The sequence below is a fragment of the Arenibacter flavimaris genome, assembly GCF_030291335.1.
GTDB lineage: Bacteria > Bacteroidota > Bacteroidia > Flavobacteriales > Flavobacteriaceae > Arenibacter.
Genome location: NZ_JASWIM010000016.1, coordinates 78,117 through 98,050 on the forward strand (window position 1 = coordinate 78,117; position 19,934 = coordinate 98,050).

Consider the following 19,934-nt stretch of genomic DNA (forward strand, 5'->3'; position numbering starts at 1 on the left):
CTACTTCTTATCTTTTTTATCAGGGATGAGAAGAGAGGAAATTATGCCCCCAACCAGGGATACGGATATCACCGTAAGGGAGACCCATTCAGGAATTTCAATATGATGGGAAAACAGCATTTTTAAACCAACAAAAGCTAAAATCACCACTAGGCTATAATTAATATATCTAAATTTTTCCAACATTCGGGAAATTAGGAAATACATGGAACGCAATCCAAGTATGGCCAAAATATTGGAGCTAAAAACAATAAAAGGGTCGGCCGTAATGGCTAAAATAGCAGGAATGCTGTCCAGGGCAAAAAGTATATCGGTCAATTCAATGACAACCAAAGCCACAAAAAGTGGTGTAGCTGCGTAAACTCCCATACGCTTTATAAAAAAATCATGGCCATTAATAGCGGAGGTAATAGGGTAAAGCTTTTTTAACCTTCTGAAGACGAAAGAATTTTTTGGGTCAAATTCGTTATCGTCCGATCTTAACATTTTAAAGGCAGTGTAAAGCAAGAATACCCCAAAGACATATATGATCCAGTCGAATTTTGTAATCAGGGCAACCCCAAATACGATCATTAGGGCCCTAAAAACGATAGCTCCCAATATGCCCCAAAACAGTACCCTGTGCTGATAAATGGCAGGAATCTTAAAGGCGCCAAAGATTACGGCAATGACAAAGACATTGTCTACGCTAAGCGACAGTTCAATAAGATAGCCCGTTAAGTATTTTAAAACAGCATCGTTGGGGGTCAAGGCTGTAGGATTGTCAATGATTCCATTGGAGAACAGCCAATAAATAACGCCACTAAAGCTTAGGGCCACGGTAACCCAGATGGCCGTCCATATTCCCGCTTCCTTTGATTTTATTACATGTTCATGTTTGTGAAAAACACCTAGATCCAGTGCCAAAAAAATAATGATCAGACCAATAAACGAGCCCCAAACTAACATATGTTATCGTAATTAAAGGCACAAATGTAAGTATCATTTTTAAATGACAAGCGGGAACATGTCATATTCTTTTTTCAGGAATGTTAACGCGTAATTTATCAACCTTAGAGCGGTGGGATAAAGGATGTTAATGTAAAAATCGATAGAATGACTTTAAAACACGATATATGGTAAGGTTAAACCGGATTAGGGGTATAATAAGGTGGATAAAATGTCATAACTTTAAGCAGACACTTTTTATGAAATATGATGAAAGATATTTACAGCGCTGTAATTGTGCTTGTTATGGTTTTTTCAGCGGTGAACGGGTATGCCCAATCCAAAGGGAACGATACTTTGGCAAAAAGGATGAAGGTAGAAAAACGGACGGTATTGGAGGAATATGAGCCGGACATGATCTTATCGGCCGAAGACCGGTTGGCATTGAAGGAGAAGCGGATGGTTGAGGCGAAAAGAAGACAGGGCATTTTGGATACTATGGATATTTCTGATCGCAAAAGAAAAAAACTGCTCAAGGATTTATATAAAAACCCGTTTTCCGATCGCTTGATGAAAACTTTGGCAGATGCTAAATTTGAGGATGCCGAGGATTGAGCATCTGTGAACTATGCCTTTTATTATGGTAAGGGCGAATAAAAATGCCCCGGGAAGATTTAGCCGTATTCCGGGGCATTTTTAGTGTTAATGGATTACTGTAAACAAGGCTAATGTGTTTTCATTTTGCCTTTTCTTTTTTCCAATTGCCGTTCCAGTTCTTCTACAGAAGCTGCAATGGCCACTTCAAATTTAGCGTTGTTGGACTCTGCGAACAATCTAGGGCCCGGTGCGCTGAGCCTTATGTTGCAGATCAACCCGGTATCTGGCGAGGAGGTGTTCTCTTTTTTGAAGAAAACATCGGCACGCACTATAAAATCATATTTGTCTTCTAGTTTTTCCAACTTTTTTGTGGCCAATTCTTCTAGTCGGGCACTTGCTTTTACATCATCATATTCAAAATTGATATTCATATTCAATTGATTTTAAGTTAACAGACCTAAGTAAGATCCGGTATTAATTCTGGAATTTAAGTTAGTCTTTATTTTTAATAAACCCAAGGGAAATTCATGGTAAATTCTCATAATCCACCCCTTCTCTCAGGTGATCGTTGTGTGGGCCAAAGGGATTGTTCCCCAGTTCTGGGATTTACCGGTAGGATTCTTTTTTCCCTAGAGCTCATTTCTGGGTCCTCACTTGCCATATAGGCCAATATTGCCGTAAGAATTACATTGTTCCTTAGATCGTCGAATACTATTTTATCATAGGTATCCCTATTGGTGTGCCAAGTGTAGTTCCAATAGGACCAGTTTAAAGAACTTAGTCCAAATGCCGGGGCTCCGGCAGCTATAAAGGAGGCGTTGTCCGATCCTCCACCTGCGGGCATTCCGGGAAATGTGGTCTCTATGTGCTGGGTTATTTCGTCCGGTACTGCAGATAGCCAACTAGAAAGGTATTCATAGGAATTGAGAAATCCGCCTCCCGATATTTTAACAACCCTTCCAGTACCATTGTCCTGATTAAAAACGGCTTGTACCTTATTTACTATTTCTGGATGATCCTCCACATAGGCCCTGGAACCGTTCAACCCTTGCTCTTCACTTCCCCAATGGCCAACCAAGATGGTTCTTTTGGGGTTGGGATATATTTTTTTAAGGATGCGCATGGTCTCCATCATTACCAAAGTGCCAGTTCCGTTGTCAGTAGCACCTGTTCCACCATCCCATGAATCGAAATGTGCGGATAGTATAACATATTCATCTGGCTTTTCTGTACCTTTTATTTCAGCAATGGTATTAAATGTTGGCACCGCGCCGAGTTCCTTGGATTCTGCCAGGATTTTAATTCTGGGGCGTTTTCCGCTCTCTACCAGCCTGTAAAGCATGGTGTAGTCTTCCAATTCCAGATCTACCATGGGAATTTCCTCAGTGTTTGCACCGAATATTTTATTCGCACCAAAGCCTTTGGACCAATATGAGGTTACTATTCCGGAAGCCCCGGCTTTTTCCAATGCCAGTGGCAAGGATCGTCTGTTATATCCTGTGCGCTGCATATTTTGTTTCCACTCATCCTCCTGCAAGTTCCTGTCTTTTTTCATGTTGGCGAAGGACTCCGGTGTGGCAAATTCTTCCCAATTATAATCCGGCCTACCGGTAGGCTCCTTCATCGAGATCATAACCAGTTTATCCTTAACGTTCGGCAGCCATTTGTTAAATTCGGCGGAATCGGCAACGGTAGGCAAGATTATTACTTCTGCCGTGATACCTTTACGCCCAGTGCCAGGACTCCAGGCCAATTGGGTTCCTTTTAGGGTTTGGATTCTTGGAGCTACCATATCAATATGTGTTATACCTCGTTCCCAGCCCCTCCATTGGCCCCATTGTTCGTTTTTGGCGGCAATTCCCCAATTGGTGTATTGGGTCAGGGCCCAATCATGGGCCTGTTGCATCTGTGGGGTGCCAACCAGTCTAGGACCAATGACGTCCAATAATTCGTGGGCCAGCGTTTCCAATTGTGAATTCCCATTAACCTCGGACACTATTTGGGAAACAATTTTATCTGCAGTCTGGGTAAATCCGGTTTGAATAAAACACAGCAGGGATAAAGTAAGTGAAATGTAGGCTTTTTTCATTTTTTGGATTTTAAATTGGTTTGGGTATCAAAATAATAATAATTGAATAGTTAGCCGCTGGAATTAAGTTTTAATTAAGAATCCAATTAGGACTTTGATTCATGGCAACAATTGGGAAAAGGATAGTAATCAGGATTATAAACTATACCTTTGTTGAAAAATATTGGGGATGAGCACTTTTTCGGATTTTAATATATCAAAACAATTACATTATGCCATAGAGGATTTGGGCTTTAATGTACCAACCCCTATCCAACAAGAGGCCTTTTCCGTAATCATGTCGGGAAAGGATATTATAGGGATTGCGCAAACAGGTACCGGGAAAACTTTTGCTTATATGTTGCCACTTTTGCAGGAGTTGAAATTTTCGAAACAAATCAATCCCAGAATATTGATATTGGTGCCCACACGGGAACTGGTGCTGCAGGTGGTGGCCAATATAGAAGCTTATTCCAAGTATATGAGTGTTAGGGTTTGCGGTATTTATGGGGGAGCAAATATAAATACGCAGAGGCAGGCAGTTGCCCAAGGGTGTGATATCTTGGTGGCTACCCCTGGCAGATTATATGACCTTACGCTGGACAGGACGGTCAAGCTAAGGGATATCAAGAAATTGGTGATCGATGAGGTAGATGTTATGTTGGATCTTGGTTTTCGTTTCCAGATTACCAATATTTTTGAATTAATGCCCCAGAGAAGACAAAATATCATGTTCTCTGCTACCATGACAGAGGAGGTTTCCCAATTAATAGAGGACTTTTTTATTGCACCGGAAAAAGTATCGATAGCCGTTAGTGGAACCCCCTTGGAAAACATCGAACAAGTTGCCTATGCCGTTCAAAATTATTACACCAAAGTAAACTTGTTGATCTTTCTGTTGAAGGATAAAACCGTCTATAAAAAGGTATTGATCTTTGTTTCCAATAAGAGAAGTGCCGACAGGTTGTTTGAAGCCCTCCAGGTGGATTTTGGCGATGAGGCGGCCATAATTCATTCCAATAAAACTCAGAATTATAGAATTAGGTCCATTAAGCAATTCGATGAAGGTAAAAATAGGATCTTGGTGTCTACCGATGTAATGTCCAGGGGCTTGGATCTGGAGCAGATTACCCATGTAATCAATTTTGATACCCCTACATATCCAGAGAACTATATGCACCGTATAGGTAGGACCGGTAGAGCGGAGAAAAAAGGGAACTCCTTGTTGTTGTATACAGAGAAAGAGGAGGAGTTTAAAAATGCCATTGAAAAATTAATGGATTACAAAATTCCATTATTGGCGTTTCCGGAAGAGGTGAAAATTTCCGAAGAACTGGCACCGGAGGAACGTCCAAAGAATCTGGAACACAACAATCCTGTGGGTGCGTCCCAACAAGAGGGGCGTGGTGCTGCCTTTCATGAGAAATCGGATAAAAACAAAAAGATAAACCAAGGAGGATCCTACAAAAGGGAAATCGCAAAGAAATATAAAAAACCGATCACCAGGGGAGATAAAATATTTTCGAAAAAAAACAAAAAAAGAAAATAGTAATCAACTGTAGATAAATTATATGATTATATTTATTTAATATTTTGCTTTAAATGTTTAACGAAAAGAATCCTTTGCACGGTATTACCTTGGCCAATATGTTGGACTCCCTAGTAGCCCAATACGGTTGGGAGGAAATGGGGGCAAGAATCAATATACGCTGCTTTAATCAGGACCCCTCTATTAAATCCAGTCTAAAATTTTTAAGGAAGACCCCATGGGCGCGGGATAAGGTAGAGCAATTGTATTTAAAGTCGAAAAGGCAATAGTTGGGCAGGGTGTTGTCACTACCAGGCCATAGGGCAAATAATCAAGCTTAGCCAACAATTTTTTTTCTTTAAATTTGATTTTTATGCCTGTTGCGTTGAAAGTTGGCGGTTTAGTTTGTTAATTAACGCTATATTCCAATATAAAGTAGAAAATTAATCGGTGTTTTAGCAATAAAACAAAAATGAAAATATTATATGAAATCATTTACTGTTGCAGAAATAAGTGAGCTCTTGGACGGGGAACTTATAGGTAGTTATAGCAAACCAATCATTGGTGCCGAACAAATAAATAGGGCCAAAGACCAACAAATTACATTTATCTCCAGCAATAAATATGCACGGCAATGGGATTCGTGCGGCGCCAGTGCCGCCATAGTGTCCAATGCGGTAAAAATACTGCCCGGCGAGGGCAGGGCCTTTATTAAGGTGGTAAATGCAGATTTGGCCATGGCCAAATTGCTGGAGGCGTTTCAACCAGCACCTCCTGAATTATTGGAAGAAATCCACCCACGGGCCGAAGTGCACGAGACTGCCGTTTTGGGTAAGGGTTGCAAAATTGGAGCAGGTAGTTATGTGGGTAAAAATGTAGTTTTGGGGGATGGGGTTATCCTGTATCCCAATGTTACTGTTTTTGATGAAACTACCATAGGTCATCATACCGTGATCTGGTCCGGAACCGTTATCAGGGAGCGTAGTGTAATAGGGAATAATTGTATTTTCCATACCAATGTCAGTATTGGCGCGGATGGATTTGGTTATAGGCCCAGTGATGATGGTAGGGGATTGGTGAAAATACCGCAAATAGGAAATGTGGTGATTGGCAATTATGTGGAAATTGGGGCCAATTCATGTGTTGATCGAGGCAAGTTTAGTTCCACCATAGTGGGTGATGGTTGTAAAATAGATAATTTGGTTCAAATAGCCCATAATTGTGTGCTGGGAAGATCGTGTATTATGGCCGGGCACAGTGGTTTGGCTGGCTCGGTTACTTTGGGCGATGGCGTAATAATAGGAGGGAGTGCTTCCATAAAAGATCATACCACTATTAATTCGGGCGCCGTAGTGGGGGCAGGTTCCGGTGTAATGAGCGATGTGCTTCCAGGAAAAACCGTATTGGGGTACCCGGCCACGGATTCAAGGGAAATGCTCAAGCAATGGGTGGCGCTAAGAAACCTTGCCAAGAATTAGAGTTGCCATTGGCAACAGTGTACCGTAGGGGCCTAGGTATTTCATTGAATAGTTTAATGCAATAGCGGCCTTAAAGGGGTCCGACAATGAAATAAAATAAAATTATTCCCTAAATTTTCCAAAAATATTCGTTAAACACCCAACAAAGGGCTTAGTTTTGCAGTCCAAAAAAGAGATTATGTCGGAGACTTTGATTGCCAGTGCTATTGTAGAAAGAAAAACGGATAAGGAGCTGTACAGCTATCAGAAAGGAGCTATAGATCAAATTTTTGATAAATTCGAAACCGCTCCGGATGATTATCATCTTTTGTATCAATTGCCTACTGGCGGTGGTAAAACGGTTATTTTTTCGGAAATCGTGAGGCAATACCTCAAGCACCATAATAAGAAGGTGCTGATCATGACCCACCGTATAGAGCTTTGCAAACAAACATCTACCATGTTGACCAGTTTTGGGGTTACCAACAAAGTGGTGGATAGTAAAGCCAACTTGGACGACCAGGAAGAATATAGTTGTTTTGTGGCCATGGTGGAGACCTTGAACAACCGGTTACAAGACGATAAACTGGATATTTCCGATGTTGGATTGGTAATTATTGATGAGGCGCACTACAACTCCTTTACAAAATTGTTCAAGTTTTTTGAGAATTCCTTTGTCTTGGGGGTTACCGCAACGCCTTTGAGCTCCAATAAGGATTTGCCCATGAAAGACAATTATGATGAATTGATCGTAGGGGAAACCATTGAAGCGCTTATTGAAAACGAATTTTTGGCCAGAGCCGATTTCTACTCCTACAATATGGGACTAACCTCTTTGGAGGTTGGGTCCAATGGGGATTACACCGTTAAATCCTCAGAAGACCTTTATAACAACAGCCAAATGCTCAGTAAGCTGTTGGAGGCTTATGAGAAACATTCCAAAGGAAAAAAGACCTTGATTTTTAATAATGGAATAAATACTTCCCTGCATGTTTACGAGACCTTTAGGGCAGCGGGATATCCTATTGCCCATTTGGATAATACTGCTACCAAAAAACAGCGTAAAACCATTTTAAAGTGGTTTAGCATGACACCTAACGCCATTTTAACCTCCGTAAGTATTTTGACCACAGGGTTTGATGAACCTACCATAGATACCATTATTTTGAACCGGGCCACCAAATCCTTAACCCTGTACTATCAGATGATAGGTAGGGGTTCAAGAATTTTGAACAATAAATCCTCCTTCTCGGTAATTGACCTGGGTAACAATTTCCATCGCTTTGGTCCATGGGGAGCGGATTTGGACTGGCAGACCATATTTAAGTCGCCCAATTTTTATGCAGAGCGACTTTTGAGTGATGAGGAGTTGGAAGGCAATTTCAAATGGGAGATGCCCGAAGATTTGCGTGCGGAATTTGCCAAATCCGAGGATGTTTATTTCGATATAAAGGAAACCTATGTGGATTCCATTAAAAATGGGGAGACGTCAAAGGTGGTATTGGAGCGATCTATTGCACAACATGCCAGAATATGCGTGGAAAACAGTGAGGATGTTTATGATGCCCTTGCGCTCGCCAAGATGTTGGGTCCGGATATAGATGATAGAATTCAGCGTTATGCCAAGTGCATTAGCAAAAGCACTTACAACTTTCTTAAGTGGCTAACAGATGATTATCACAAAAAATTAAGCACACATTTGCGCCAAAACTTCGATACTATTTACGAAGATATTCATGGCAGGCCACCGGAGGAATAAGGCTGGCCGTGCTCATTGGACACTGGAAAACATCCGTATATACGCTAGTTGGTTCTTCTAAATGAAAGAGGGATAAAGTTGTTGTATTGATTTAAATCGGTAGCTATAAAATGTTGAATTACAGCGTTTTTAGATATTCTATTAGTGCAGACCTTTCTAAATTGGTCAATTGGTCGCCAAAGATGTGGCCAGAATTTCCATATCCCTTTAAAGTGGTATCGTAGGTGTTCTCGTCAACTTTGGTCTGTTCGCTGGAATAGATCCAACCCACTTTTGATTGATCGTAATCGGTATTGTCAAAAGACCTGCTCCATCTCGTGGGTCTGTTCTTGCTGTTCAAGACGTCTTCCAGGGTAGGCACCGATCCATTATGGAAGTATGGGGCAGTAGCCCATATGCCATCCAGAGGTGGGGCAATATAGCCGCCTTCTGCCTTTATTTCCAGGCTATTGTCATTGGTGCCAAACCATCCCGTGTTGAACCAATCCATAAAATAATCGTTCATGGGAGAAGATTGTGTGTAATGGTTGGATAATTCCGGATCGGTTCCAACCGACTTTAAGGTTACGAGTAAATTAGGATAGGTTGGGTTGTCCCCATAGGTACCGTGACAGGTTGCGCAAGTATTTTCAAACAGTTGTTTGCCCTGCTGCGCTAAATCCGAATCTATGGGAAATGGATACTCAGGAGCTTCCAAAGTCTGTATGTAGGCCAATACATCTACCATTTTAGTGTCTATTTCAACCGCCTTGGTTGCATCCCCCAGGGTTAGAAGGCTGGAGCCTATAAACGACTTGCAATAATCAAGTCGGCCTATGGCGTGGTAAAACATGGCATTCTTTTTCTTTAACAGCCACCATGCGGGCACATCTGAAGGGATCACCTCATCCGGTATTTCCACCAATGGTGTGTCTGCCCAATCCAATGTGTTTTTATCCCGATGTGCTATCAATACCTGGGTAATTTTATCGGCGGGATTGGCACCTTTGGTTTCTGTAATTGTCTTGGGGCCAATGGCCATTATGCTTTTCCTGAATTGTTCGTATGCCTTCCATTCCGGACTCTCCTCCCCACCGTATAATGCTCTTATACCTGAATTCAACAAAGTTATATTGCCAGCCCTGTTTACTGTAAAATCGGCATCATGACTCCCTAGCCCAATTATAAATTGGTTGTTTATGGTAGAGGCGTGGCATGCCATACAATTGGGCGCAACCACCCTTGTTCCGTTATCAGCGGTTATTGCTGTGTAATCGTAGGGCAGGTTTGCGTTGTCTCCCGTTCTATTGAGACGGTTATCGGGACTTACATCGCTCCCCAATAGAAAGGCGTCATAGGGAATTCCGGAACTCATATAATCGCCTGAAATTAAATATTCGTATCCAGCTGCGGCATCCCCGGTTCTTTGCGGGTTGTTGGGGAGCGGGCTACTTTCAATAATAGGTTCTTGCACACCAGGCTCTTCAGTCGGTTGATCTGCCGGTTGTTCCTTGATTACAATATCCAAAAGTTCCTCCTTGCCCTCTTTGGAACATGACAAGGCAATGGGAATAATGGTTGCTACCGCGAACAGGAGTTTGATTTTTTTCAAAATACAGGTTTTGTGCATAGTAAAATTACCCTTAAATTAAGGTAAATGCCCTTGGAAGTGCACTAAATTCGACAAACCACCAACCACTTCGCTAAAAAGCAGAATGTAGTGTATTGGTTGGTGGGGTTTGGCCGTTATGCCAATGGAACTTCCATTAATAATATCTTGCTGGCTGCTTTGGCGGTAAGGTTGATATGGTCCGTATCCCACAAACCCATGGCGTCACGTCTCTGTAGTATTTGGTCTTCAATAGTTATTTCCCCTTCCAGTACAAATAAATACAATCCATTAGCGGGATTGTTTAAAGTATAAGTTGAAGTGATTTCTGCCTCAAAATCCCCCATGGAAAACCAAGCATCCTGATGTATCCAGACTCCTTGCTCTGTTTTTTCGGGTGAAAGAATTTGGTAAAAGGAATTTTTTGTGGCCAGATCACGGGTAGAAATCTGGTCGTATCTAGGAGTTACATTTTGTGTTTTTGGAAATACCCAAATCTGCAGAAATTTAACTTCTTCATTTTTGTTTTTGTTATACTCGCTATGAAAAACACCGGTTCCTGCGCTCATCACCTGAACATCACCTTCTTTGATAACGGTGGTATTGCCCATACTATCCTTATGTTCCAAATCCCCTTTCAAGGGAATGGAAATGATTTCCATGTTCTTGTGAGGATGTTGCCCGAAGCCCTGCCCGCCAGAGACAGTATCATCGTTTAGAACCCTGAGAACCCCAAAGTTCATTCGCTCGGGGTTGTGATAATTGGCAAAACTAAAGCTGTGGTATGAATTTAACCAACCGTGATCGGCATGTCCTCTGCTGTCTGCTTTATGTAGTATAGTTTTCATGATATCTTTTTTTTGTTTCCTCAAAATTAAGATTCCTATGGCTTATGCACATTGACCTATGATAAGTAATTCTCACGCCTGCTGTTATTTTCGAGATAAGCTTCCTTCTCCCGGCAAGGAAACAATAAAGTTTTTTAATTTAAATTTTTCCATGTTTCCCCTAATTTGATAAATGGCCTATTGAATGAACAAAAAAATAAAGTAACTTAGTGAACCATATTTGTAACATCTAAAAACCGGACCATGATTACATTAATTATTTTTTTGGGAATCCTAGCTTTGATAGCCTTGTTCTTAGTAAATATTTTCAATCGCTTTGCCACACTTAGAAACCTGGTCAAGGATGCTTGGAGCAACATAGATGTAGCTTTAAAAAGAAGGTACGATCTAATACCAAATTTGGTGGAGACCGTAAAAGGATATGCCAAACATGAAAAATCGACCTTAGAGGCTGTAATAAATGCCAGAAATGCTGCTATGGCAGTCCCTTCCGGGGATATCAATGCCCAAATAAAGGCAGAGAATCAACTTCAACAAAGTTTGAGAAGTATATTTGCCTTAGGGGAAGCCTACCCAGATCTTAAGGCCAACGCCAATTATTTGGATCTGCAACAAAAGTTAAACGAAATTGAAGAAAATCTGGAACGCGCCAGAAGGTACTATAATGGTTCAGTGCGGGAAAATAATACTTATGGGGAAAGTGTACCAGGGGTATTGGTGGCCAGTTTATTTAAATATCAACATTTCGATTATTTTGAAGCGGAGGAGGCTAGTAGAGCGAATGTAAAAGTAGATTTCTCTTAATGAAAAATACCTATTGTTTATTTTTATTTCTTGTAACTATCCACACGGGCTGGGCCCAGGATTTTACGGTTAAAAATTACGCTGTCGACATCACGGTTCATAAGGAAGGTTATTTTGATGTGGTTGAAAACTACGATCTTAACTTTGAAATTCCCAAACATGGAATTTATAGGACTATCCAAACAAAATATGACCTTGTCGACTCCAAGGGTAACCAATCTACCCGAAAGATTAAGATTGGTAAGATAAACGTTCCCGATTACAAATTTGAAGCGCCATTCGATTTTGTACAAAAGATGCAGGACCATTTGGAAATCAAAATTGGGGATAAGGATATTACCCTGGTTGGTCCCCAGCATTACGAAATTAAATATCGGGTCCATAATGCCTTTCTTTTTGAGGATACGCAAATCCGGTTTTATTGGAACATCAAACCAGAGGATTGGTTGGCCAATTTTCACCAAGTCAGTTTTACCATTAGGCTTCCGGACAATGTATTTCCCAGCAAAGAAAATAGCTTTGTGTACGCAGGGGAGAGGGGTACTTCTACAACTTCAGCGGACATGCAATTATATTTTACGGATAATGAATTTTCCGGAACAAGCAAGGCGGGCTTTGTATCCCACCCCGGAGAGAGTGTTACGGTATTGATGAATCTTCCGTTAGGTTCAGTTGAAGAGGAAAAGCCCTTTTGGCCTTTTTGGGATAATTATGGCTGGGTGTTCCTGATCGGGATAATGCTTTTTGCCTTTTTTAGGGTATGGTGGAAATTTGGCAAGGACCAACGTGTCATTGCTGCCACCAGTTATTTTCCGCCTGACGGTTTGGATCCTGCCATGGTTGGGTTTTTAATCAACGATAAGGATGACAATGCCGATTTGATAGCCTTAATACCCTATTGGGGGTCAAAAGGGTTTATAAGACTGGAAGAAATTCCCAAAAAGGGCCTTTTTGGATCAAAGGACACCAAAATTATTCGGCTGCAATCCTTGCCAATGGATTCCCCTACCTATGAATTGGAAATATTCAAGGGCCTGTTTGGTGACAATGCCAATGTGGTTGGTACCGAAGTACTGGTAAGTAGTTTAAAGGATACCTTTTATACCAAAATGATAAAGGCGCGCAGCCAGTTAAAGGAAAGTGCACAGCCCTATTACGAAGCGGAGTCCAAAAAAATGCAGGGCATTATGTATGTGGCTTTGATAGTTTTGGCGATCGGACTTACCTTGGTAGGTTTGTTCCTCTGGGGGCCTTTGGCAGCAGTGGCCATCGTAGTTGTCTGTGTGATACTTATTTTTGTCAATCGATTTATGGTAAAAAAGAATGCGAAGGGCAATGAGTTACTTTCCGAATTAAAGGGATTTAAAAAATTTATTAAGGTAGCGGAGGAAAACAGATTAAAGATGCTTTTGAAGGAGGACCCGCATTACTTTGAGAATACCCTGGGGTACGCACTGGCCTTTGGTTTGTTTGATCAATGGGCCAAAAAGTTTCGCAATCTAAATATACCCCCCCCTAACTGGTATACCTCTACTTCAAGTAGTAGTTTTACAATGAATCAGTTTTCCAAATCCTTTTCCAAGACCATGTCAAGCACAAAATCGAATATGGTGAGTTCCCCTTCCAGCAGTGGAAGCTCTAGTGGTGGCGGTTCTTCTGGCGGTGGTTTTGGCGGTGGCGGTGGCGGTAGCTGGTAAACAGGAGGGTTAGCGATGTATACGGCCACAATTTAAAGCAGTAGGCCTGTTCTTTGCCTATTGTTTTAGCAAACTACATAAGTGACTAAACTTTTAGGATTGGAACTTGGGGAGACCAGGGACGGTATTAGTGGATTATTGCCATAATATGGCATCCTGGATGGGCATAATTAATAAAAGTTATACTTACTTTTGTGGTTCATTGGAAAAGCTATTTTTATGTCCAAATCCCAAAATACACTTCTAATAGTACTCGCTTTTTTTGCCATATATGTTATTTGGGGCTCTACTTACCTAATGAATAAGATCGCTGTACATGAATTACCTCCCTTTATGTTGGCTTCTGTGCGGTTTTCGGTGGCTGGAATTTTAATTTTTTTACTGTGTAAGATTATGGGGATTCCAATGACCATCACTAAAAGGCAATTATTAAATTCCATTGTTGCAGGATTTTTATTCCTTGCTTTTGGGAATGGTTTTGTTGTATGGGCACTGAAATACGTAGACAGCGGTTTTGCAGCTTTGGAAATAGCGGCACAACCTCTGGTAATTTTATTGTTAATGCGGATACTGGAAGGAAAAAAGATTCAGACCATGTCTGTGGTAGGGGTTATTATTGGCATTTTGGGGATCTATTTATTGGTGAGCCAAAACCAAATTATAAGTCAAGAGAACTCGGTATTGGGGATGGTCATGATATTTTGCTGTATGGTTAGTTGGGCATATGGCAGTTTGTTTGTGGCCAAGGCGGATCTACCCAAGAATTATTTTGTCAATACAGGATTTCAAATGTTTACAGCGGGAATCATTCTAATGGTGGGAAGCTTGCTTATTGGGGAAACTTGGACCCTTCCTACAACTTGGAGTAGTCCGGTACAATATTCTATGCTGTTTCTTATAATTCTGGGCAGTATAGTTGCCTTTACCGCGTTCAACTATCTATTAAAAGTGGTATCACCCGAAAAGGTAGCGACTTCCACCTATGTAAACCCGATAATAGCACTTTTACTGGGTTGGTTTTTCTTGGATGAACAGATAACTACCCAGTCCACCATTGCTGCTATAGTGCTTCTGACCGGGGTCTATTTTATCAATACCAGAAAAAAATTGGTCTTGTTTTCTAGATTTTCAAGTCGGTTTTCGCCCAAAGAGGATTAGGGCCGTTTTAATTGTACCACCTTACTCTTGGGTAAAGCTAAAGGGGTAGGATGAACTGATATAAAAAAAAGCAGGTGATACCACATCAACTGCTCTTAATTATAGAACCTTTTCACTGTGAACAATGGTAATTAATTTAAATAGATTCTGCGCTCGGCCCAACGGTTTTTCTTGATACTTTTAAAATTTACCATTAGGATACTTTCCCCGGTCAACTGAAAGTTAGTTGATTCTGATTGTGATTTATGGATGAATGATTTCATGATTATTGTTTTAAGGTTTTTTAATTACCTGAAACGCCTTTTGGTATTCCAAATGTTGCTTTTAGAGTTTTCAATTGTTTGTTTAACGAAATGCTTATTGACTTTTTCCATGATGTTGATTTTTAATTGATGTTTAAATTGTTTTTTTGCGATATGCTAATTGTACCTTCTTTTGTTATTCCAAATTCTACTTTTTGAAGATTCCAATGTTTGTTTTACCAAATGTTTGTTAATTGTTTCCATAATATTCTTTTATGTATGATTAATTGATGTACTACTAGGAGACGATAGATTGATGGAATTGTTACAGTACTATGTATAAAATAGTACCGTTTTAAGCAATATTTAACATTAATACCTTGGATACAGGAGAGAAATTTATTTTAATTAACTGAATATCAGTCATTTGACTATTTTTTTGTTTTAGTGGACCTGAAGAAAAATAGTTCAACTTATGTGGCATGCAAGAAACACTAAGGGAAATGTGTGAATTTTGGTAAATTATAATTAGCTATTTAATATCTTAGAGGTTAATGTGCTTCACCGTTCAACAGTATATGAAGTAGGATTTACCAATATTTAGGGAAGGTCCATTTTGTTGTACAGGGAAGGGGGGGCATACATGGAAGTGGATTAATAAAAGATTGCAATAACTTAAAATAAGTAGGTATGAAATTCACGAGAAAGGCAAGTGCAAACTGGCAAGGTAGCGGTAAGGATGGTAAGGGTACCTTGACTACGGAAAGTACCATCTTGAAGGATACCCAATATTCCTTTAAGTCACGGTTCGAAGATGGCAAGGGTACCAACCCTGAAGAACTTATTGGAGCGGCCCATGCCGGATGCTTTACCATGCAGCTCAGTTTTTTGTTGGGAGAGGCCGGTTTTACGCCGACCAATTTGGATACAGCTGCCAAGGTAAATTTTGAGGATGGGAGTATAACACAGATAACTTTAAGTCTTAGTGGTACGGTACCGGGAATCAAATTGGAACAATTTAAGGAAGTGGCCCAAAAGGCGAAGGAAATTTGTCCTATTTCCAAATTGTTGAAAACAAACATAATCTTGGAGGTGGACCTGCAAGGTTAAGACAATTGGTATTTATGGTCCGAACCATAAATAAATGTTCAAGGTGTAACCATAAAAAGGAAAAGCCACTACATGGTGGCTTTTCCTTTTTTTGATGAATGTAAATATTACGGGTTTATTTAAGTGTAAAATTCACTCGAGCAAAAAGGAACCTACCTCCAATGCCAAATTGTTGTGCCCTGCGCGACCAATCGAAACGGCCATCGCTGCGATTACCAAATTCGTCCTTGGCCCTGTCCGGATAAATATCCAACAAATTATTGGCTCCAATAGTAAAAGTTAGGGCATCCGTTGCTTTATAGCCTACAGAAAGATCTGTTACCAATTTAGTGCCGAACACCTGTTGGTTGGCCAGCGTTGTGGTTGCTTCGGTTACCTCTCCAAAGTACACATTTCTAAGGAAAATGATAAATTTATCCGAGGTAAGGCTATTGGAAAGGTTTATTTTGGTCCTTGGTACTGCCTCCTCCAAATAAACCCTGCTATCTTCGGGGAAGTAAGTATCGATCAATCCTGCATTCCTTAGAACATCAGAGGCATTTATGTCCCCTACTTTTTTGGTTTTGGAGAAAGTTCCTGCCAAATCCGATTTTAACCTCCAATTGGCTCCTAAATCGGTCTTGTGGGTGACTACTACATCCAAGCCTTTGGATTCGGTATCAATCGCATTGGCAAAGAAGGAGGCCGCCGTAGCATTGGCCTGTCTTAGCAGGTTGTCCAATTCTGTACCTGTACCAGGTCCAGAAAACTGACCGGTATAGACGACACGATCATTGATTTTTACAAAATATCCATCTACGGTCACGGTAATATTGGCTTCCGGAATTTTGGCGGTAAGCCCCAAACTTACACTTTGGGAGGTTTCCTCCTTCAACTGTGGAATGCCCAATAGTTTGGCGGCCCTGCTATCATTGGCAAAGGTCCCTACTTCCTGTGGGTTACCTTGGTTGTCAAAAATAGTGGAGGTGGAATTAAAATTGATCTGGTGGAGGGATGGCGCCCTAAAGCCTGTATTCAGAGCTGCACGAATATTTAGATTATCAGTAGCCTTGAATCTTCCTGCCAGTTTAAAATTGATGGTACCTCCAAAGTCGCTGTAATTTTCATATCGGGTAGCGAAACTGGCCAAAAACGCTTCTGAAAAATCGGCCTCTACATCAAAATAGCCGGCTACACTGCTTCTTCCCCTAGATAATTCGTTGGACGGAGCAAAACCTGGAAACACTTGGGAGCCACCAGGTCTGGAAGCGCCAAAGAAATCTTGGGAAGGTTGTTGGGATGCCAAGGTTATACGTTGTCCATTGGCAGTATATTGGGCATAGGACGCCTCTTCCCCTGCAACAATATCATAATTTTCTACCCTATACTCTGCACCAAAGGCAATGTTCAATCCGTACATGACATCCTCAAAAAACTGTGTTATGTCCAAATTGGAGGTGTTTTGAAGAAAAGAGAACCCACCGGCATCAAAAAATGTGGGGGATGCATTTTGCATAGAGGCATTAAAGGTATTTCCGATAGTGTACAAGAATGAATTTTTTCCATAGGTATTGCTCAAATCAACGCTCCAATCTCCAACCATACCTTTGATTCCCAATGATATGGATTGATCTTTGATATTGGAATTGATCTCGGGTAAAAAGCCGTCGATATAGGCAGGAGTATAGGTCCTGCTTTGGTTGGGCAACCTATAAAATCCAGCGGAATTACCTGTCCTGGAACTGATTCCGGCAAAGGAGTATAGCGTTGTTCCTAAATCATCCAAGGGTAAGGAGAAATTGGCAAATAAGCGGCCACCACGCAAGGCGGATTGTCCTACCCTCATATTGTAATCGCTTCTTTGTTGGCCCCTGGCCGCCAATTCCGCAGTGGTTGCATCTGCACTAAGAATAGTTCTTAAATCCTCTTTGGTGTTAGCTCCATTTCGATCAATCCCTGCTTGGTCTGCATACTGGATTACATCGGCTACATCGTCATCCAGAAGATTGGCAATGTCGTATCCATCTGAATTGGCTACTCTTTCAACTGTATTGTACAGATTAAAAATAGAACCTTCCCACTCCTTCATTCGGCTATATTCCTCCCGTACGTCAAAATCTCCGGACAGGTTTATAAATCCACCATTGTCCCCAAGTGGTATTCCGTAACTAGCCGATATGTTGGTTGTTTCTCCATCCACACCCCCGGTTTGGTCATTGGCGTTTTTGGTGAAATTGGCTCCTGTGGTAACGGTAGTAGTGAGTTCATTTACATCTTTGTTCAATATGATATTGATAACTCCGGCTATAGCGTCTGAACCATATTGTGCAGCGGCACCGTCCCGTAACACTTCTATACGTCGTATGGCAGCGGCAGGGATGGCATTCAAATCAGTTCCCACGCTTCCTCTACCAAAGGTACCGTTAACATTGATCAATGAGGAGGTGTGCCTTCTTTTGCCATTAATTAAGACCAAAACTTGATCGGGCCCCAATCCTCTAAGAGATGCCGGATCAATATGGTCTGTTCCGTCCGAAATGGTCTGGGTATTGGAGGTGAAAGATGGTGCCACATAATTTAATATCTGATTCAGATTTACCTGCGGCGCCACATTATTAAGCTCCTTCATGTCTATAACATCTACAGGTACGGTACTTTCAGTGGCCGTTCTATTGGGATTACGCGAACCAACAATAATGACTTCGGACAAGGCGACACCTGAAGTAAGACGTATGTCCATGACGGTATTATTGACCGTTAACTGCAAGGTCTCGAATCCAATATAGGAAACCACTAAAATATCGCCCATGGAAGCCTCAATGGTAAAGTTGCCATCGAAATCCGTAGTTGTACCTGTGGTGGTTCCTTTGATTACAATGGATGCCCCGGGCAACGGATTACCCTCTTCATCCAAAACTGTTCCTTTTATTTGGGCGTTGGTAATACCTACCATCCCCAAAAGGAAAATCATAGCAATAAGGTAATGCTTTTTCATATGTGAGTATTTTTGAGTTAATATGCTTAGAAGTTAAGCATTTCTGAAACGAATTGTAGGAAAAATTCCCAAAAATTGATGTAATTGCTTAAAAAAGAGGGTTGTATGAAGGGGTGTGTTGAATGAAACGTAGATGTGGTCTTTTAAATGAAAGTACATGGCCCTATTAGTGAAACTCAATTTTAAGAAGTCGGTAGGACGCACTTAAAATTGCAAGTTGAACTAATCCCGCCCTTTTCGGCGGGATCCAGGTCCACTAGCTCGGCCCTGGGGCCGATCCCTATTAGTGAAACTCAATTTTAAGAAGTCGGTAGGACGCACTTAAAATTGCAAGTTGAACTAATCCCGCCCTTTTCGGCGGGATCTAGGATCAATACCTCTACCCTAGGGTCGATTCCCATTATTGGGTTATGGGCCTGCCTTTGTCGGCAGACAGGCCTGCCTTTGTCGGCAGACAGGCTTGCCCTGAGATTTAATACCTTTTATTCAATAGGAATAAAAAATTGGTGGAGGAAATTAAATTATTTGAAATACTAGCCTTATATTTGTTGAAGTTTTAAGAGTTGCGCATTGACCTGTAATCACTATTGCTGCTACTAAATTCTTGGGTAGATAAAATTAGATTCATTTTTCTTTTTCAAACACTCGTTTAGTATTTCAACCGCTGCTCGGACGAGATTTACAATTTTAACATTAAAAAAAACAATGGCAAAATCGCAACAAACGTATAGTAAAAGTGAAAAGGAAAAGAAGCGTTTAAAAAAACGTGAGGAAAAGCAGAAGAAAAAGGAGGCCCGTAAATTGGAGTCGAAGGAAAATGGACCAGGTATTCAATTTGCTTATGTTGATCATGACGGAAATTTAACGGATACTCCGCCAGATCCCTCCAAAAAAATAAAAATAGATGCTTCTACCATAGAAATTGGGGTGCCTAAAAGGGATGATAGCGATGTTGAGGAATTCGACCCGGTTAGAAATGGCAAAGTATCTTTTTTCGATACTTCCAAGGGATTTGGATTTATTATCGATACTGAAAACCAAGAGAAGTATTTTACCCATGTTAGTGGGCTTATAGATGAGATTGCCGAAAATGACAAGGTTTCCTTTGAACTGGAAAAGGGAATGAAGGGGATGAATGCGGTACGGGTAAAGAAAATCTAGTATTCAATCCAATTGC

General features: G+C 41.0%; 17 protein-coding genes. 10 read left to right on the top strand and 7 right to left on the bottom strand.

The features are described from left to right. Complete coding sequence (locus tag QSE00_RS13445) at positions 1–948, bottom strand: TerC family protein (RefSeq protein WP_286106337.1); 948 nt, start codon at positions 946–948, stop codon at positions 1–3. A gap of 246 nt (positions 949–1,194) precedes the next feature. On the opposite strand from QSE00_RS13445, the gene QSE00_RS13450 reads away from it, so the two are divergent. After that, on the top strand, positions 1,195–1,542 hold the full coding sequence (locus tag QSE00_RS13450; protein WP_286106338.1) for a hypothetical protein: 348 nt from the start codon (positions 1,195–1,197) through the stop codon (positions 1,540–1,542). A gap of 110 nt (positions 1,543–1,652) precedes the next feature. Here the strand turns inward: QSE00_RS13450 and hpf are convergent, their stop codons facing one another. Both hpf and QSE00_RS13460 read right to left on the bottom strand, forming a co-directional pair. Beyond that, positions 1,653–1,955, bottom strand: a complete 303-nt coding sequence (gene hpf, locus QSE00_RS13455; protein ID WP_110357530.1) for a ribosome hibernation-promoting factor, HPF/YfiA family — start codon at positions 1,953–1,955, stop codon at positions 1,653–1,655. Between the two features lie 107 nt (positions 1,956–2,062). Further along, complete coding sequence (locus tag QSE00_RS13460; RefSeq protein WP_286106339.1) at positions 2,063–3,613, bottom strand: M20/M25/M40 family metallo-hydrolase; 1,551 nt, start codon at positions 3,611–3,613, stop codon at positions 2,063–2,065. Between the two features lie 169 nt (positions 3,614–3,782). Between QSE00_RS13460 and QSE00_RS13465 the strand changes: the two genes are divergently transcribed. The 4 genes from QSE00_RS13465 to QSE00_RS13480 all read left to right on the top strand — a co-directional run bounded on the left by QSE00_RS13465 (position 3,783) and on the right by QSE00_RS13480 (position 8,336). Beyond that, positions 3,783–5,141: a DEAD/DEAH box helicase gene (locus QSE00_RS13465; RefSeq protein WP_286106340.1), complete on the top strand. Its 1,359-nt coding sequence runs from the start codon at positions 3,783–3,785 to the stop codon at positions 5,139–5,141. Between the two features lie 53 nt (positions 5,142–5,194). Beyond that, positions 5,195–5,410 carry a VF530 family protein gene (locus QSE00_RS13470; RefSeq protein ID WP_286106341.1) on the top strand — a complete coding sequence of 72 codons (216 nt, stop codon included), beginning with the start codon at positions 5,195–5,197 and terminating at the stop codon, positions 5,408–5,410. Between the two features lie 195 nt (positions 5,411–5,605). Next, positions 5,606–6,598 (top strand): UDP-3-O-(3-hydroxymyristoyl)glucosamine N-acyltransferase, encoded by a 993-nt coding sequence (gene lpxD, locus QSE00_RS13475; protein ID WP_110357526.1) that lies wholly within the window; start codon positions 5,606–5,608, stop codon positions 6,596–6,598. 178 nt (positions 6,599–6,776) lie between these two features. Beyond that, positions 6,777–8,336 carry a DEAD/DEAH box helicase gene (locus QSE00_RS13480; RefSeq protein ID WP_286106342.1) on the top strand — a complete coding sequence of 520 codons (1,560 nt, stop codon included), beginning with the start codon at positions 6,777–6,779 and terminating at the stop codon, positions 8,334–8,336. Positions 8,337–8,454: 118 nt separating this feature from the next. Here the strand turns inward: QSE00_RS13480 and QSE00_RS13485 are convergent, their stop codons facing one another. Continuing rightward, positions 8,455–9,927 (bottom strand): c-type cytochrome, encoded by a 1,473-nt coding sequence (locus tag QSE00_RS13485; protein ID WP_286106343.1) that lies wholly within the window; start codon positions 9,925–9,927, stop codon positions 8,455–8,457. 134 nt (positions 9,928–10,061) lie between these two features. Further along, positions 10,062–10,772: a pirin family protein gene (locus tag QSE00_RS13490; RefSeq protein ID WP_286106344.1), complete on the bottom strand. Its 711-nt coding sequence runs from the start codon at positions 10,770–10,772 to the stop codon at positions 10,062–10,064. Positions 10,773–11,015: 243 nt separating this feature from the next. Between QSE00_RS13490 and QSE00_RS13495 the strand changes: the two genes are divergently transcribed. The 3 genes from QSE00_RS13495 (at position 11,016) to QSE00_RS13505 (ending at position 14,431) form a co-directional block, all read left to right on the top strand. Next, positions 11,016–11,576: a LemA family protein gene (locus QSE00_RS13495; RefSeq protein ID WP_110357522.1), complete on the top strand. Its 561-nt coding sequence runs from the start codon at positions 11,016–11,018 to the stop codon at positions 11,574–11,576. After that, the gene (locus QSE00_RS13500; RefSeq protein ID WP_286106345.1) at positions 11,576–13,273 is read left to right on the top strand and encodes a DUF2207 domain-containing protein; all 1,698 of its coding nucleotides are present in this window, start codon (positions 11,576–11,578) and stop codon (positions 13,271–13,273) included. The genes QSE00_RS13495 and QSE00_RS13500 overlap by 1 nt, the downstream gene beginning before the upstream one ends. A gap of 219 nt (positions 13,274–13,492) precedes the next feature. After that, positions 13,493–14,431: an EamA family transporter gene (locus QSE00_RS13505; RefSeq protein ID WP_110357520.1), complete on the top strand. Its 939-nt coding sequence runs from the start codon at positions 13,493–13,495 to the stop codon at positions 14,429–14,431. A 131-nt stretch (positions 14,432–14,562) separates the two neighbouring features. Here QSE00_RS13505 and QSE00_RS13510 read toward each other — a convergent pair whose 3' ends face one another. Next, positions 14,563–14,694 carry a hypothetical protein gene (locus QSE00_RS13510; protein WP_258364888.1) on the bottom strand — a complete coding sequence of 44 codons (132 nt, stop codon included), beginning with the start codon at positions 14,692–14,694 and terminating at the stop codon, positions 14,563–14,565. A 669-nt stretch (positions 14,695–15,363) separates the two neighbouring features. Between QSE00_RS13510 and QSE00_RS13515 the strand changes: the two genes are divergently transcribed. Next, positions 15,364–15,783, top strand: a complete 420-nt coding sequence (locus QSE00_RS13515) for an OsmC family protein (protein WP_110357519.1) — start codon at positions 15,364–15,366, stop codon at positions 15,781–15,783. 115 nt (positions 15,784–15,898) lie between these two features. Here the strand turns inward: QSE00_RS13515 and QSE00_RS13520 are convergent, their stop codons facing one another. Beyond that, entirely contained in the window at positions 15,899–18,757 is a 2,859-nt protein-coding gene (locus QSE00_RS13520) for a TonB-dependent receptor (RefSeq protein ID WP_286106347.1), read from the bottom strand. Between the two features lie 705 nt (positions 18,758–19,462). On the opposite strand from QSE00_RS13520, the gene QSE00_RS13525 reads away from it, so the two are divergent. Further along, complete coding sequence (locus QSE00_RS13525) at positions 19,463–19,918, top strand: cold-shock protein (protein WP_085498044.1); 456 nt, start codon at positions 19,463–19,465, stop codon at positions 19,916–19,918. Positions 19,919–19,934 lie beyond the last annotated feature (16 nt).

Coding starts and splice junctions, on each gene's coding strand:
- QSE00_RS13445 (WP_286106337.1), bottom strand. CDS start 948: ATGTTAGTTTGGGGCTCGTTTATTGGTCTGATCATTATTTTTTTGGCA.
- QSE00_RS13450 (WP_286106338.1), top strand. CDS start 1,195: ATGATGAAAGATATTTACAGCGCTGTAATTGTGCTTGTTATGGTTTTT.
- hpf (WP_110357530.1), bottom strand. CDS start 1,955: ATGAATATCAATTTTGAATATGATGATGTAAAAGCAAGTGCCCGACTA.
- QSE00_RS13460 (WP_286106339.1), bottom strand. CDS start 3,613: ATGAAAAAAGCCTACATTTCACTTACTTTATCCCTGCTGTGTTTTATT.
- QSE00_RS13465 (WP_286106340.1), top strand. CDS start 3,783: ATGAGCACTTTTTCGGATTTTAATATATCAAAACAATTACATTATGCC.
- QSE00_RS13470 (WP_286106341.1), top strand. CDS start 5,195: ATGTTTAACGAAAAGAATCCTTTGCACGGTATTACCTTGGCCAATATG.
- lpxD (WP_110357526.1), top strand. CDS start 5,606: ATGAAATCATTTACTGTTGCAGAAATAAGTGAGCTCTTGGACGGGGAA.
- QSE00_RS13480 (WP_286106342.1), top strand. CDS start 6,777: ATGTCGGAGACTTTGATTGCCAGTGCTATTGTAGAAAGAAAAACGGAT.
- QSE00_RS13490 (WP_286106344.1), bottom strand. CDS start 10,772: ATGAAAACTATACTACATAAAGCAGACAGCAGAGGACATGCCGATCAC.
- QSE00_RS13495 (WP_110357522.1), top strand. CDS start 11,016: ATGATTACATTAATTATTTTTTTGGGAATCCTAGCTTTGATAGCCTTG.
- QSE00_RS13500 (WP_286106345.1), top strand. CDS start 11,576: ATGAAAAATACCTATTGTTTATTTTTATTTCTTGTAACTATCCACACG.
- QSE00_RS13505 (WP_110357520.1), top strand. CDS start 13,493: ATGTCCAAATCCCAAAATACACTTCTAATAGTACTCGCTTTTTTTGCC.
- QSE00_RS13510 (WP_258364888.1), bottom strand. CDS start 14,694: ATGAAATCATTCATCCATAAATCACAATCAGAATCAACTAACTTTCAG.
- QSE00_RS13515 (WP_110357519.1), top strand. CDS start 15,364: ATGAAATTCACGAGAAAGGCAAGTGCAAACTGGCAAGGTAGCGGTAAG.
- QSE00_RS13520 (WP_286106347.1), bottom strand. CDS start 18,757: ATGAAAAAGCATTACCTTATTGCTATGATTTTCCTTTTGGGGATGGTA.
- QSE00_RS13525 (WP_085498044.1), top strand. CDS start 19,463: ATGGCAAAATCGCAACAAACGTATAGTAAAAGTGAAAAGGAAAAGAAG.